The sequence below is a fragment of the Cellulomonas sp. genome (assembly GCF_015234515.1).
Taxonomy (GTDB): Bacteria; Actinomycetota; Actinomycetes; order Actinomycetales; family Cellulomonadaceae; genus Cellulomonas.
Map to the genome: position 1 here is coordinate 29212 of NZ_JADGMY010000014.1, position 14391 is coordinate 43602.

Annotated in this window: 8 protein-coding genes and 1 pseudogene; 5 read left to right on the plus strand and 4 right to left on the minus strand. The window is 76.1% G+C overall.

Features of this window, described 5'->3' with window-relative positions; all coding sequences use genetic code 11:
* The first annotated feature begins 97 nt into the window (after positions 1–97).
* Both IR158_RS04885 and IR158_RS04890 read left to right on the plus strand, forming a co-directional pair.
* Complete coding sequence (locus IR158_RS04885; RefSeq protein ID WP_291810271.1) at positions 98–3325, plus strand: ATP-dependent DNA helicase; 3228 nt, start codon at positions 98–100, stop codon at positions 3323–3325.
* The gene (locus tag IR158_RS04890) at positions 3322–6831 is read left to right on the plus strand and encodes an ATP-dependent DNA helicase (protein ID WP_291810273.1); all 3510 of its coding nucleotides are present in this window, start codon (positions 3322–3324) and stop codon (positions 6829–6831) included. Before IR158_RS04885 ends, IR158_RS04890 begins: the two co-directional genes overlap by 4 nt.
* Here the strand turns inward: IR158_RS04890 and nhaA are convergent.
* Positions 6828–8741, minus strand: a complete 1914-nt coding sequence (gene nhaA, locus IR158_RS04895) for a Na+/H+ antiporter NhaA (protein ID WP_291810275.1) — start codon at positions 8739–8741, stop codon at positions 6828–6830. The genes IR158_RS04890 and nhaA overlap by 4 nt on opposite strands.
* 215 nt (positions 8742–8956) lie before the next feature.
* Complete coding sequence (locus IR158_RS04900) at positions 8957–9208, minus strand: hypothetical protein (RefSeq protein ID WP_291810589.1); 252 nt, start codon at positions 9206–9208, stop codon at positions 8957–8959.
* Between the two features lie 38 nt (positions 9209–9246).
* On the opposite strand from IR158_RS04900, the pseudogene IR158_RS04905 reads away from it, so the two are divergent.
* Positions 9247–9853: pseudogene (locus tag IR158_RS04905) on the plus strand (IS5 family transposase); the annotation flags it as partial.
* A 14-nt stretch (positions 9854–9867) separates the two neighbouring features.
* Here IR158_RS04905 and IR158_RS04910 read toward each other — a convergent pair.
* Positions 9868–10806 (minus strand): phosphotransferase, encoded by a 939-nt coding sequence (locus tag IR158_RS04910; protein WP_291810277.1) that lies wholly within the window; start codon positions 10804–10806, stop codon positions 9868–9870.
* A 124-nt stretch (positions 10807–10930) separates the two neighbouring features.
* Between IR158_RS04910 and nudC the strand changes: the two genes are divergently transcribed.
* Positions 10931–11938, plus strand: coding sequence for an NAD(+) diphosphatase (gene nudC, locus IR158_RS04915; protein WP_291810279.1), 1008 nt, complete (start codon positions 10931–10933; stop codon positions 11936–11938).
* Positions 11939–11959: 21 nt separating this feature from the next.
* On the opposite strand, the gene IR158_RS04920 is transcribed toward nudC, so the two are convergent.
* A complete protein-coding gene (locus tag IR158_RS04920; RefSeq protein ID WP_291810280.1) occupies positions 11960–12220 on the minus strand; it encodes a mycoredoxin in 261 nt (86 codons plus the stop codon).
* An 81-nt stretch (positions 12221–12301) separates the two neighbouring features.
* On the opposite strand from IR158_RS04920, the gene IR158_RS04925 reads away from it, so the two are divergent.
* A complete protein-coding gene (locus tag IR158_RS04925) occupies positions 12302–14314 on the plus strand; it encodes an ATP-dependent helicase (protein WP_291810281.1) in 2013 nt (670 codons plus the stop codon).
* Positions 14315–14391: the final 77 nt, after the last annotated feature.

Sequence of the window (14391 nt, forward strand, 5' to 3'; positions counted from 1 at the left end):
TGCCGGCAGGGGTCGGGTCCGCGGCGTGACGGGGCACTCACGCCCGACGGTGCGTTCTCGACCGGGGATGTCGGTGGCACGTGATCTGATCTGACTCGTGACGACGGCACCGACCACCCGGCTCGTGGCGGCGCCCCTCGTCGAGCGTGCGGCGCTCGGCGCAGCGGCCCGTCCCGTGCTCGACGACCGGCAGCGCGAGGTGGTCGAACGGGTGGCCTCCGGGGCCGACCGCGCGCTGCTCGTCACGGGAGCGCCCGGGACGGGTCGCACGACCGTGGCGCTGGAGGCGGCGGCCGCCGCGGTGGCGGCGGGTCTCGCACCGGACGACGTGCTCGTGCTGGCGGCGAGCCGCCGGGCCGCAGCCGACCTGCGCGACCGGCTGGCGGTGCGCCTGGGACGCACGGCGGGTCGGCCGCTGGTCCAGACGGCGGCCGCGGTCGCGTTCGCGGTGCTCCGGGCGCGCGCGGGTGCGCTCGGTGAGCCGTCACCGGTGCTCGTGTCCGGACCCGAGCAGGACCTGGCCTTGGCCGAGCTGTTGGCCGGGCACGCCTCGGGGGAGGTTCCGGGGCCCCGGTGGCCGCCCGGCGTCCCCGAGGCGGCCCTGGGGACGCGTGCGTTCCGTGACGAGCTGCGCGACCTGCTGATGCGAGCGGCCGAGCGCGGGCTGGCCCCGACGGACCTCGCGGCCCTCGGCCGGCGCGAGCACCGCCCCGCCTGGGTCGCCGCGGCCCGGGTCTACGAGGAGTACCTGGACGTCATGGCGCTCGCCGCGGGCACACCGGACGCGGGTGAGCGGCTGGACCCGGCGGTCGTGGTGGACGCCGCCGTCGCGGCGCTGCGCGGCTGGGACGACGAGGTCCCGGGGGTGCCGTGCCCGCGCCGGCGGCTCGTGGTGGTCGACGACCACCAGGAGAGCACGGCCGCCACCGCCCGGCTGCTGCGCGCCTTCGCCGACGGCGGTGCCCGCCTGCTGCTGCTGGGCGACCCGGACGTCGCGGTGCAGACCTTCCGCGGCGCCCAGCCGTCGCACGTCGCACGGGCGACCGCGGCTGGTCCGGGGGAGCTGGCGGCCGAGCACGTCGTGCTGCGCACGGTGTGGCGGCAGAGCGGGGCCCTGCGCGAGGTGACGGCGAGGATCACCGAGCGGGTGGCCGCGTCCGGCACGGTCGCGCACCGCCGGGCCGCGGTCCCGCAGGACCGGGCGGAGGGGCCGGCGCCCCGTGTCGCGGTGCTGCCCAGCGCCGCGCAGGAGGCCGCCTGGGTGGCGCACCGGCTGCGGCGCGCCCACCTGCAGGGCGGCGTCCCCTGGGACGAGATGGCCGTGCTCGCGCGCGCCGGTGGCCGCGTGACGGCGGTGCGCCGGGCGCTCGCGCAGGCCGGCGTGCCCGTCAGGGTCGTCGGGAGCGACGTGCCGTTGCGCGACGAGCCCGCGGTCCGGCCGCTGCTCGACGCGGTGCGCGTCGCGCTGCAGCCCGACGAGCTGGACGCCGACGTCGCGGGCCGGCTCGCCTGCTCACCGCTCGGCGGCCTCGACGCGGTGGGTCTGCGTCGGGTGCGGCGGGCGCTGCGCGCCGAGGAGCTCGCGGGCGGCGGTGGCCGGTCCAGCGACGTGCTCCTGGTCGAGGCGCTGGCCGCGCCGGACCGGGCCGGGACGCTCGAGCCGCACGTGGGGCGTCCGGTGCAGCGCCTCGCCCGGCTGCTGCAGGCGGGTCGGGACGCCGCGGCGACCCCGGGTGCCGACGTGCAGGCCGTGCTGTGGGCGGTGTGGGACCGCGCCGGGCTCGCCGAGCCGTGGCGACAGGCCGCTCTCGCCGGCGGGTCGGGTGGCGAGCGCGCCGACCGCGACCTCGATGCGGTGCTGGCACTCTTCAAGGCCGCCGAGACCTTCGTCGAGCGCGTGCCCCAGGCGACACCGCGCGCGTTCGTCGACTGGGTGATGGCGCAGGACCTCCCGGCAGACTCCCTGGCACCGGCGTCGCGGGCCGCCGGCGTCAGCGTGCTCACCCCGGCCGGTGCCGCCGGCGGGTCGTGGGAGGTCGTGGCGGTCGTCGGCGTGCAGGAGGGCGTCTGGCCCGACCTGCGGCTGCGGGACTCCCTGCTGGGCGCGCAGTCGCTCGTCGACCTCCTGGCCGGGCGCGAGACCACCGGGGGGCCGGGGGAGGAGCACGCGCGGGCGGCGCGGGCGGCCGTGCTGGCCGACGAGCTGCGTGCGTTCGCCCTCGCGTGCTCGCGTGCCCGCACGCTCCTGCTGGTCACGGCCGTGGACGACCAGGACACGACACCGTCGCCGTTCCTCGACCTCGTGCAGCCGGGCTCCGACGACGACGGGCCCGACCCGCGCCGGACGAGCGCCCCCGCACCGCTGGACCTGCGCGGGCTCGTCGCCCGCCTGCGGTCCGCGCTCGAACGCGCGGCGGCGCAGGGCGGGACGGACGCCGCGGCCGCCCGCACGCTGGCGCGACTGGCCGCCGCCGGCGTCCCGGGTGCGGACCCGGCGTCCTGGTTCGGACTCCCGGAGCCGTCGAGCGACGCGCCGTTGTGGCCGGCTGACGCGAAGGTCCCGGTCTCGCCCTCGCGGCTGGAGACCGCCCAGCGGTGCGCCCTGCGCTGGGCGCTCGAGTCGGCCGGCGGCACGCCCGCGTCCTCCGCCCAGCAGTCCCTCGGCACGCTCGTGCACGCCATCGCCCAGGAGCACCCGACGGCCGACCTGCCGACGTTGCGTGCGGAGCTCGACCGTCGTTGGCACGAGCTGGGGCTCGGCGAGGGCTGGCCCTCGGTCTCCGCTCGCCGCAAGGCCGACGCGATGGTCGAGCGGCTCGCGGCGTACCTGCGCGACGCGGGAGAGCCGCTGCTCGTCGAGGCGCCGTTCTCGCTCGAGACGGACCGCGCGGTCGTGCGGGGCTCGATCGACCGCGTCGAGCGCGCGGTCGTCGAGGGTGAGGGCGCCGGCGGAGCCGTCGAGGTCGTGGACCTCAAGACCGGCTCTCGCGTGCCGACCCTCGCACAGGCCGCGGAGCACGCCCAGCTCGGTGCGTACCAGCTCGCGGTCGACGCCGGCGCGGTGCCGGGGCTCGAGCCGGGGACGCACAGCGTCGCGGCCCGGCTCGTGCACCTGGCCCAGGGTTCGGGAGGCGCGACGCAACGTCGCCAGGAGGCGCTGGGGCCGGAGGACGGCGCCCCGAGCTGGGCGCGTGCCCTCGTCGACGACGTCGCGGACCGCATGGCGGCGTCGAGCTTCGAGGCGCGCGCGAACGACTTGTGCAGCCGCTGCCCGGTGCGCCGCTCGTGCCCGCTGCGCGGCGAGGGCGGGCAGGTGGTCGCGTGACCGCCGCCCCGGTCGTGGCGGCCCTGTCGGCCGTGCGGATCGCCCAGCTCGTCGGGCAGCACCCACCGACGGACGAGCAGCGCGCGGTGATCGAGGCCCCGCTGCGGCCGTCACTCGTCGTCGCCGGTGCCGGCTCGGGCAAGACCGAGACGATGGCGGCGCGCGTGGTCTGGCTCGTGGCCAACGGGCTGGTCGCGCCCGACCAGGTGCTCGGCCTGACCTTCACGCGCAAGGCCGCCGGCGAGCTCTCCGAGCGGGTGAGGCGCCGGCTGCGGGGGCTGGTGCGCGCCGCCGCGGCCGAGGGCGTCGCGCTGCCGACCGGCGCGGACGTCGTCGACGAGCTCGCGCGACCGCACGTGTCGACCTACCACGCGTACGCGGCGTCCCTCGTGACCGACCACGCGCTGCGCCTCGGTGTCGAGCCCGGTGCGCGGCTGCTCGGTGAGGCGGCGCAGTGGCAGCTGGCGTCGGAGGTCGTGGAGTCGTGGGCCGGGGACCTGGACACGTCGGCGGCGACGTCGACCGTCGTCGACGCGGTGCTGGCGCTGTCGGGGGCTCTGGACGAGCACCTGCTCGACCCGGCGGCCGCGCGCCACGGCATCGAGGCGCTCGTCGAGAGCCTCGTGTCCACACCGGCCGGCGAGCCGCCGCGCGCCCCGTACGCCAAGGTCCGCGAGCTGGTCGCGTCCCTCGGCGAGCGTTCGCGCGTCCTCGACCTCGTCGCGGACTACCGCGCGCGCAAGAGGGCGGCCGACAGCCTCGACTTCGGTGACCAGGTGGCGCTCGCGGCGCGCATCGCACGGGACGTCCCGGAGGTGGGCGCCGGCGAGCGGGACCGGTTCCGCGTCGTGCTGCTCGACGAGTACCAGGACACGTCGTACGCCCAGCTGGTCCTGCTGCAGGCGCTCTTCACGGCGGGTCACCCGGTGACCGCGGTGGGTGACCCGCACCAGTCGATCTACGGCTGGCGCGGCGCGAGCCCGGGCGGTCTCGCGCGCTTCCCCGCGGCGTTCCCGGTCGTCGAGCGGGACGGTGACGGCCGCGAGCGGCGCCGACGGCCCGCCGACGTCGTCCCGCTGTCGACGTCCTGGCGCAACGACGTGGCGGTCCTCGACGCCGCCAACGCGGTCGCCTCGCCCCTGCGCACCGGTGCCGCGCGGGTCGACGTCCCGCGGCTCGCGCCACGTCCCGGTGCCGGTGCCGGTGCCGTCCAGGCGCTCGTGGCCGCGACCGTCGAGGACGAGGCCGAGCACGTCGCCGCGTGGGTCGCGCAGCGGTGGCGTCCGGGGCTGCATCCCGCCGGGCGGCGCACGGCCGCCGTCCTGTGCCGCAAGCGCTCGCAGTTCGAGCCGCTGCGTCGTGCCCTGCGCGCGGCCGGTCTGCCGGTCGAGGTCGTCGGTCTGGGTGGTCTGCTCGCGACCCCGGAGGTCGTCGACCTCGTCGCCGTGCTGCAGGCCGCGCACGACCCGACCCGGGGCGACGCCGTCGTCCGGCTGCTGACGGGTGCCCGCACGCGGCTCGGCGCGTCCGACCTGCACGCGCTGGGCGAGTGGGCGCGTCAGGGGGCGCGCCCGGCGGCGGGACGGGTGGCGGGGCGCGACGGCGTCGAGGCGGACGTCGTGGACGAGCGCAGCCTGGTCGACGCGCTGGACGACCCGCCGCCGCCCGGGTGGCGCAGCCCGGCCGGGCGCGTCGTGACGCCCGAGGGTCGACGTCGCCTCGTGGACCTGGCCGCCGTCCTGCGGGCCGTGCGTGCGCACCAGGGACTGTCGCTGCCCGAGCTCGTCGGGGAGGCGGAGCGGCTCTTCGGTCTCGACATCGAGGTGCAGGCCCGCGCCGACGTCCCACCGGGGCGGGCGCGCGCCCACCTGGATGCGTTCGCGGACGTGGCCGCGGAGTTCGCCCGCGGCGCGGACCGCCCCACGCTGGGCGCGTTCCTCGCGTGGCTCGAGGCCGCGGACGCCCGCGAGGACGGGCTCGAGCTCCCCGTGACCGAGCCCGACCCCGACGCCGTGCAGGTCACGACCGTGCACGCCGCGAAGGGGCTGGAGTGGGACGCGGTCGCGGTCGCGGGCATGGTCGACGGCGGACTACCCGCGACCGCGATGCTCGGCAAGGACGGCCCCAAGGACTCCGCGTGGCTCACGGGACTCGGCGTCCTGCCGTACCCGTTGCGCGGCGACGCCGACGACCTGCCGCGTCTCGAGTGCGCGGGCGCGGAGTCGCCGAAGGAGCTCGCGGACCGCCTCGAGCGGTTCCGTCTGGACGCCGGTGACCACGAGGTCGCCGAGGAGCGTCGGCTGGCCTACGTCGCGCTGACCCGGGCACGCGAGGCGCTCCTGCTGTCGGCGGCGTACTGGGGGGAGCCGAAGGCGCCGCGCAAGCTCTCGCCGTTCCTCACCGAGCTCGTCGACGCCGGGCTCGTGGACGTGATCGGACGTGCCGACGAGCCCGAGCCGGGCAGCCCGAACCCCCGGGCGGCGTTGACGCCGACCGCGGTCTGGCCGGTCGACCCGTTCACCCGGGACGGTTCCGCACCCCGACGCGCGGCGGTCGTCGCGGCCGCCGAGGCCGTGCACGCCGCTCTGGCGGACCTTCCGGCAGCCACACCGGCCGTTGCCGTCGACGGTCAGGGGGCGCGCCCGCAGGTCGGGGGGTCCACCGGAGAGGCACCTGACGGCATGGCCGCCCCGCGCGACGGCGAGGACTGGGACGTGCTCGCGGACAGGCTGCTCGCGGAGCAGGCCGCGCGCCGGCGGGGCGACGCGCGGGTCGCGTTGCCGGCCCACCTGTCGGCGTCGTCCCTCGTGCGTCTGGATGCCCAGCCGGACCAGTTCGCTCTCGGCCTGCGGCGGCCCGTCCCGCGCGAACCGTCACCCCAGGCGCGTCGCGGCACGGCCTTCCACGCCTGGGTCGAGGCCTGGTACGGGCAGGCGACGCTCGTCGACGTCGACGACCTGCCCGGGGCGGACGACGACGTGCTGCCCGGCGACCCGGACCAGGCCGAGCTGCGCGCCGCCTTCCTGCGCACCCCCTGGGCGCACCGGTCACCCGTGGCCGTGGAGGTCGACGTCGAGACCACGATCGGCGGGTACGTCCTGCGGTCGCGCATCGACGCGGTGTTCGCGGACCCTGACCGGCCCGACGTTCCCGGCGCCGTCGTCGTCGTCGACTGGAAGACGGGCTCGCCGCCGCGGGACACGGCGCAGCGCGCCTCGCGCGACCTCCAGCTCGCGGTCTACCGCATCGCGTGGGCGCGGCTGACGGGGACCGACCCCGACCTGGTCCGGGCGGCGTTCTGCTACGTCGGGTCCGGCGTCACGGTCCTGCCCGAGCGCCTGCCGGGGGAGGAGGAGGTGGCGCGGCTGCTGGCGGACGCGGCGCCGGGAGCCTCGAGCGCGGCGGACGGTGCGACGGGCAGGTCACCCGCACGCGCCGCACCGCCGACGGTCCGCCGGTCACGCGGACGACGGACGGGCAGGTCGACGCCGCGACCCGGCAGCTAGGCGCGGACCTCGTCGTCGACGTCGGCCGGCTCGGCGGGTACCGGCACGGGCGCCGGCGCCGTCGCCTCCAGCGCGAGGAGCAGCGACCGCGCGTCGTGCGGTCCGGTGTGTCGGCGGCCGTTGACGAACAGAGTGGGCACGGCGGTGATCTCCATCGCCTCGGCGTCGAGCATGTCGTCGCGCACGCGCTGGGTCACGGCGGCCGAGGTGAGGTCCTTCTCGAACCGTTCGAGGTCGAGCCCCAGCTCCTCGGCGCGGCGCAGGATGTCCGCGGGCGCCTGGTGCTCCTGGTCGGTGAACAGCGCCCGCTCGAACTCGAAGAACTTGCCCTGCAGCGCCGCCGCCTCCGACGCCTCGGCCGCAGCCACGGCGTTGGGGTGGTAGCGCACGAGCGGGGCGTGCCGCCACACGTACCGCAGCCGGCCGCCGAGCTCGCCGACCACGTCCTGGATCGTGCCGGCCGTCTTGAGGCAGAACCCGCACTGGAAGTCGCCGTACTCGACGAGCGTGAGCGGCGCGTCCACCGGGCCGTAGACGTGGTCGCGCGTGGGGTCCACGGGCCGCTGCAGGACCTGCCCGACCTCGGGGTCACGCGCCCGCCGCTCGGTGGTGCGGAAGATGACGGTCGCGAGCAGGAACGCCAGCACCGAGGCGGCGAGCACGCCGACGCGGGCCTCGTTCTGCACGACGGGGTCGTCGATGGCCAGGTCGACGATGAACAGCGAGAGGGTGAACCCGACGCCGCACAGCGCCGCACCGCCGGCCAGCCGCGCCTGCGTGAGACCGGGGCCGAGGTCGAGGCCCATGCGGCGCATCACGGTCGTCGGCACGAGCACGCCGATGAGCTTGCCGACGACGAGCCCGACGACGATGCCCCACGCCACCGGCGACCGCACGGCAGCGCCGAGCACGGCCGGCGAGATCTGCACCCCCGCGTTGGCGAGCGCGAACAGCGGCAGGATGACGTACGCCACGTACGGGCTGTAGGCGGACTGCAGGCGCTCGTTCACCGAGATGGACTCACGCAGGCTGTTGGCCGCCGCACGCGCGTACTCGCTCGTCGGGGACTGCCGGAACGTGCGCGCCAGCGTCAGCGCGTGCTCGACCTCGGTCCGGCTCGGCCGGTAGACCGGGACCATGAGGGCGACGGCCACGCCGGCGAGCGTGGGGTGCACGCCCGACGCCAGGAACGCGAACCACACGATGATGGCCAGCGTCGCGTAGATCGGACCGCGGCCGCTGGGCACGTAGCGTGTGAACCAGATCAGGACGAGGCCGACCACCGCGACCAGCAGGGGCAGCAGCGTGACGTCGTCGCTGTAGACGAGCGCGATGATCGTCAGCGCGCCGATGTCGTCGGCGACGGCGAGCGCGAGCAGGAACGTCCGCAGCCGACCGGAGGCGCGCGGTCCGACGAGTGCCAGACCGCCCACGAGGAACGCGGTGTCGGTCGAGATGACGACGCCCCACGCGCTCTCCCAGCCGGACCCACGGGCGACCAGCGCGTACAGCAGGCTCGGCACGAGCAGCCCGCACGCCGCGGCCACGACCGGGACGACCGCTCGCGACATGCTGGTGAGCTCCCCGATCGCGAACTCCCGACGCACCTCGAGCCCGACGGTGAAGAAGAAGATCGCCATGAGCGCGTCGTTGACCAGGGCGTGGAGCGTGAACTCCAGACTGAGGTCGGCGACACCGACGGTCAGCCGGGTGCTCCAGAACGACTCGTAGGTCTCGTGGGAGGCGTTCGCCCAGACGATGGCGAGCAGGGTGCCGAGGATGAGCAGCACGGCACCGGTCCGTGCCGGTCCCATGTCACGCACGCGAGCGGCGATCGACGGCTCGCCGGGGCCGGCGCCGTCCAGCACCTCGGGGTCGGGCGACCGGTCGATGACCACGGGCAAGGTCATGGCGGCTCCAGGGGTGGGGGCGTGGAACTGCACCGCGCGTCTGGTGCGAATTGTGCAAGATACACCTGCGCCACCGGGCCGCGGGCCCCGCGGCCCCCGCGTCCGCCGGAGGCGGGTCCGACGCAGTCCGGCGCGGCCTTCGCAGCCGGTGCGCGGACGGTCGCCCGTCGCGACGCCGGTGGCCTTGCGGTACGCCGGCGTCGGGGCCAGGCCCGTCAGTCGCTCTCGAGCTCGACGCCGTCTCGGGACAACCGCAGCTCCTCGAGGTCGAGACGGACCTGCACCGTGCGGAACACCGAGTCGGCGATGCGGCGCTCGTCGCGCAGCCGCACGGGGGTGGAGCGTTTGCGGGCGAGCATCGCGAGCCGCAGGTCGACGACCGGGTCCCCCGGCCCCGACCACTCCGAGCCACCCGGCCGGCCACCGTCGAGCCGGTCGAGGCGCTCGCGGTACCGCGCGCCCGGCACGCCTCGAGCGCGTCACCGTCGATGCCGAGCCCCGCCGCGATCCGGCCCGGGTGATGGTCGAGGGCATCGTGTGCCGGTACCGGTGCGGGATCGCCTGGCGTGATCTGCCGGCGGTGTTCGGCCCGTAGCAGACGGTGTGGACCTGGCACCGGCGCATGGCCGGTGACGGGACCTGCGACAAGGTCTTGGTGCGGCTGACGGCCGCGGCCGACGCCGCCGGGTTGGTCGACTGGTCGCTGGCGGTGGACTGCACGATCGCCCGCGCGCACCAGCACGCGACGAACACCACGCGCCTCACAGGGGGCTGGATCGAGTTGCATGAATCGGGCGACCGAGCCGCCTGATCACGCGCTCGGACGCTCCCGCGGTGGGCTGTCGACCAAGGTCCACCAGCTCGTCGACGGCAACGGCCTGCCCCTGGTCGTCCTGCTGACCGCCGGCCAGGCCGGGGTCTCACCGACGTTCCTGCCGCTGATGGGCCACCTGCGCGTGGCACGTCCGATCGGGCGACCACGCACCCGCCCCGACGCGGTGCGCGCACACAAGGCGTACTCCTCGCGGGCGATCCGCGCGCACCCACGCGCACGTGGCATCACGGCGGTCATCCCCGAGCCCGATGACCAAAAGGGCCACCGGGCGCGACGATTGTCAGACACGCCCTAGCTGTACTGGCCCGCGGCCTCGTCCACCAGGGTGTGCTCCTCGAGGTCGCGGAGCATCTGGACCGCGTCGTCGACGACGTCCTGGCGCTGCGCGCGCACGCCGTGCAGCAGCCACCGCGCGAGCGCCAGCTCACCCGCGAGCAGGGCGCGGTCGGCCAGGTGCGGGTCCGTGAGCTCGGTGCGGCGCAGCAGGTACGCCTCGAGGATGGCGTCGACGGCGTCCTGCGGTGCTGCTACCAGTAGCCACGACAGGTCGTCGGCCGGGTCCGCCACCATCGTCGACCCCCAGTCGAGAACGCCGCTCACCGCGCCGTCGGCGACGAGCAGGTGGTTGCTCGACAGGTCGCCGTGGACCACCGTCGGGCGGAACCGCCACATCGCGACGTCCTCCAGGAGCTCCTCCCAGCGGCGCAGCAGCGGCGGCGGGACCAGCCCTGTCCGGGCCGCCTCGTCGACCTCCGCCTGCCGACGCTCCCGGTACCCGGCGGCGTCGTACACGGGGAGACCCGCGTTCTCGACGACCGACGTCGGCAGCTCGTGGATGGCGGCGACGGCACGACCCACGGCGGCCGCGAGCCCGGGGCCCGGGCGCAGCGTCTCGAGCTGCAGCGGGCGGCCGGGGACCTCGCGGTGGACGCTCGCGCGTCCCCCCTCCGGGAGATGGGCGAACCCTGCGGGCCGCGGGATCGAGAACGGCAGCCTGCCGTCGTCGACGAACGGCCCGAGCGTCTCGAGGAGCGCGACCTCGGCCTCGAGCGCGGCACCCGCGGCGGGGTGCTGCGGTGCGCGGACGACCCAGCGCTGCCGCACGGAGTCGACGACCACGGCGACGTCGAAGTCCGAGCCCGGGTGCACAGGGCGCCGCACGTCGTACGCGTCGAGACCGGGGACGGCGACGGTCGCGAGGGCGGCGAGCGCGAGCGGCGAACGGTTCACGATCGCCAGCGTAGGTCCAAGGCCGCCCGTCGCCGACGCGTCGGGCGGCGTGTCGGCGTCCGGTTCGTCCTGCGATGCCGCCCGCACACCCGGCCGGGGCCGCTCCGCACGGTCGCCGCGTAGCGTGGCGCACGTGACCCCCCACGTCCTGGCCGACCTGCCGCTCGCCCGATCGACCGTGCCGCGCGCGGCGGAGCTGCGTGACGTGCCGCACGTGATCGCCGACGCGCTGGCAGACCCGGCGACGCGTGTGCTCGCGGTGCGCGACGGCGGGCTGCTGCTCACGGACGGCGGTGGCGTCCGATGGCTCGACCCCCGGTCGGCGGGCGCCCTGCTGGCGGCGGGCGGCGCCACGGACGGCGCCGCGACGGCCGATCCCACGTCCGACGTCTGGCTCCTGCTGGGTGCGCGTGACGACGGGACGCGGGTCCTGGCGGTACGCCTGCCGGACGAGCACCCGCTGACGACCGGCGGTGAGCCGGCGGACGTGCTGGTCCACCTCCCGGACGGCCCGGTCGGGCGCGGCGGGTGGGGGTCGCTGCGAGCGGTCGGTGCGGCGCTCGACGCGCACGACGCCGGGCTGGCGACGGCGGCGGTCGCGCTGGACGCGTGGCACGACCGCCACCCGCGTTGCCCGCGGTGCGGGGCGACGACGCGTGTCGCCCAGGCGGGGTGGTCGCGGGTGTGCGACGTCGACGGCTCGGAGCACTACCCGCGCACAGACCCCGCGGTGATCATGGCCGTGGTCGACGACGCGGACCGGCTGCTGCTGGGGCACGCGACGGCGTGGCCGGCGGGGCGCTGGTCGACGCTCGCGGGCTTCGTCGAGGCGGGTGAGTCGGCGGAGCAGGCGGTGCGGCGCGAGGTTCTCGAGGAGACCGGTGTCGTGGTGGACGACGTCGAGTACGTGGGCAGCCAGCCGTGGCCGTTCCCGGCCTCGCTGATGCTCGGGTTCCGGGCGCACGCGACGAGCACCCGCATCCGGGTCGACGGCGTCGAGATGGCCGATGCCCGGTGGTTCACGCGCGACGAGCTCACCGCGGCGACCGCGTCGGGGCAGGTGCTGCTGCCGGGCGGGGCGTCGATCGCGCTGGCACTCGTCGAGCAGTGGTGGCGGCGACCGCCGGCGTGAGGCGCCTCGCCCGCGTCGGTGTCAGACCCCGAGGCGTTCGCGCACCTGCGCGAGGGACGGGTTGGTCGCGGCGGACCCGTCGGGGAAGACGATCGTCGGAACGGTCTGGTTGCCGCCGTTGAGCGTCTCGACGAGCTGAGCGGCCTCCGGCTGCTGCTCGATGTCGACGACGTCGTAGGCGATGCCCGCGGAGTCCAGCTGCTTGCGCAGGCGGTGGCAGTACCCGCACCACGTCGTGGAGTACATCGTCACGCTGCCCGGTGCGGGCGTGGGGGTCGTCATCGTTCCTCGCAGGGTGCTCGCCGTGGTTCCTTCCACAGATCCTCGCACGCGCTGTCGGTGCGGGCTGGGAGACTGTTCCCGATGTCCGCCGACTCCCTCCTCGACGCGCTCGATCCCGAGCAGCGCGCCGTCGCGACCACTCTCACGGGTCCCGTCTGCGTGCTCGCGGGTGCGGGTACCGGCAAGACCCGGGCGATCACGCACCGCATCGCCTACGGCGTGCGCACCGGCGTCTACCGTCCGGCCTCCGTGCTGGCGGTGACGTTCACCGCCCGCGCCGCGGGGGAGATGCGGGTGCGGCTGCGCGACCTGGGCGCGACCGGCGTGCAGGCCAGGACGTTCCACGCCGCGGCGCTGCGCCAGCTCGGGCACTTCTGGCCCCGGGTCGTCGGCGGCGCGCCTCCCCGGCTGGTCGAGCAGAAGGCGACGCTCGTCGCCGAGGCGGGGCGCCGGGTCGGCGTCGGGGTGGACCGGATCACGGTGCGGGACCTCGCAGCGGAGATCGAGTGGTCCAAGGTGTCGCTCGTCACTGCGGAGGACTACGAGCGGGCCGCCGAGGCGGTGCGTCGCCCGGCTCCGGCGGGCCAGGACGCGCAGGCGGTCGCACGGCTGCTGACGGCGTACGAGGACGTCAAGACGGAGCGCGGCGTCATCGACTTCGAGGACGTGCTGCTGCTGCTCGCGGCCATGCTCGCGCAGCGCGGCGAGGTCGCGGACGAGGTCCGGGCGCAGTACCGGCACTTCGTGGTGGACGAGTACCAGGACGTCAGCCCGCTGCAGCAGTACCTGCTCGACCAGTGGCTGGGAGGCCGGCATGACGTGTGCGTCGTGGGCGACCCGAGCCAGACGATCTACTCGTTCGCGGGTGCCTCGCCCCACCACCTGCTGACGTTCGCGTCGAAGCACCCGGGCACGCGGGTCGTGCGTCTGGTGCGCGACTACCGCTCGACACCGCAGGTCGTGGCGCTGGCGAACCGCGTGCTCACGGCCACGCGCCGTCCCGGCGACCCCGTGCCGCTGCACCTGGTCGCCCAGCAGCCGGACGGCCCGGAGGTGCGGTTCACCGCGTACGACGACGACGAGGCGGAGGCCGCGGGGATCGCAGCGCGCGCGGCACGGCTCGTCGCCGCGGGCGTCCCCGCGAGCGAGATCGCCGTCCTCTACCGCACCAACGTGCAGTCGGAGGCGTTCGAGCAGGCGCTCGCCGCGGCCGGCGTCGGGTACCAGGTGCGAGGCGGTACCCGGTTCTTCGCCCGCCGCGACGTGCGCGACGCGCTCGTGCTGCTGCGCGGCGGCGCGCGGTCCGCAGACCCGGACGTGCCCCTGGGGCAGACCGTCCGCGACATCCTCACCTCCGTCGGCTGGTCGCCGCAGCCGCCCTCCGCGCGGGGCGCGGCGCGGGAGCGGTGGGACGCCATGCAGGCGCTCGTCGGGCTCGCCGACGACATGGTCGCGCTGCGCGCGGAGGCCACGCTCCCGGATCTGGTCGCCGAGCTCGACGACCGCGCGTCCGCGCAGCACGCCCCCACGGTCGACGGCGTGACCCTGGCGTCGCTGCACGCGGCGAAGGGCCTGGAGTGGGACGCGGTCTTCCTCGCGGGGCTCTCCGACGGCCTCCTGCCCATCTCCCTGGCGCAGACGGAGGCGGCCGTGTCCGAGGAGCGGCGCCTGTTGTACGTGGGTGTGACGCGCGCCCGCCGGAACCTGGAGATGTCGTTCGCGGCAGCCCGTACCCCCGGGTCGCGGGCCTCGCGCTCCCGCTCGCGGTTCCTCGCGGGCCTGTGGCCCGGTGAGGACGCCGGCCGCGGGGCGGGCCGCCGTGCGTCGGCGGCGGCCGACCCCGCCGTGCTCGAACGGTTGCGGCAGTGGCGCACGCAGGTCGCCGAGGACCGTGGCGTCCCGGCGTTCCGTGTCCTTCCCGACGTGGCGCTCGAGGCCGTCGCGGCGGCGATGCCCGCGCAGGCCGCGGACCTGCGGTACGTGCAGGGACTCGGCCAGACGCGCCTGCGGGAGTACGGCGACGACCTCCTGCGCGTCGTCGCAGGGGAGGGTCCGCGACCGCCCGGCAGAGCCACCCGGACGAAGTTCCATTAATTGCTTGTGACGTCGTGACGGGCCGCCCTAGGGTGGTCATGTCCTTGTTCGCGGGGTGCTGCCGAAGAGGCGGGACC

Coding starts and splice junctions, on each gene's coding strand:
- IR158_RS04920 (WP_291810280.1), bottom strand. CDS start 12,220: ATGACGACCCCCACGCCCGCACCGGGCAGCGTGACGATGTACTCCACG.
- nhaA (WP_291810275.1), bottom strand. CDS start 8,741: ATGACCTTGCCCGTGGTCATCGACCGGTCGCCCGACCCCGAGGTGCTG.
- IR158_RS04925 (WP_291810281.1), top strand. CDS start 12,302: ATGTCCGCCGACTCCCTCCTCGACGCGCTCGATCCCGAGCAGCGCGCC.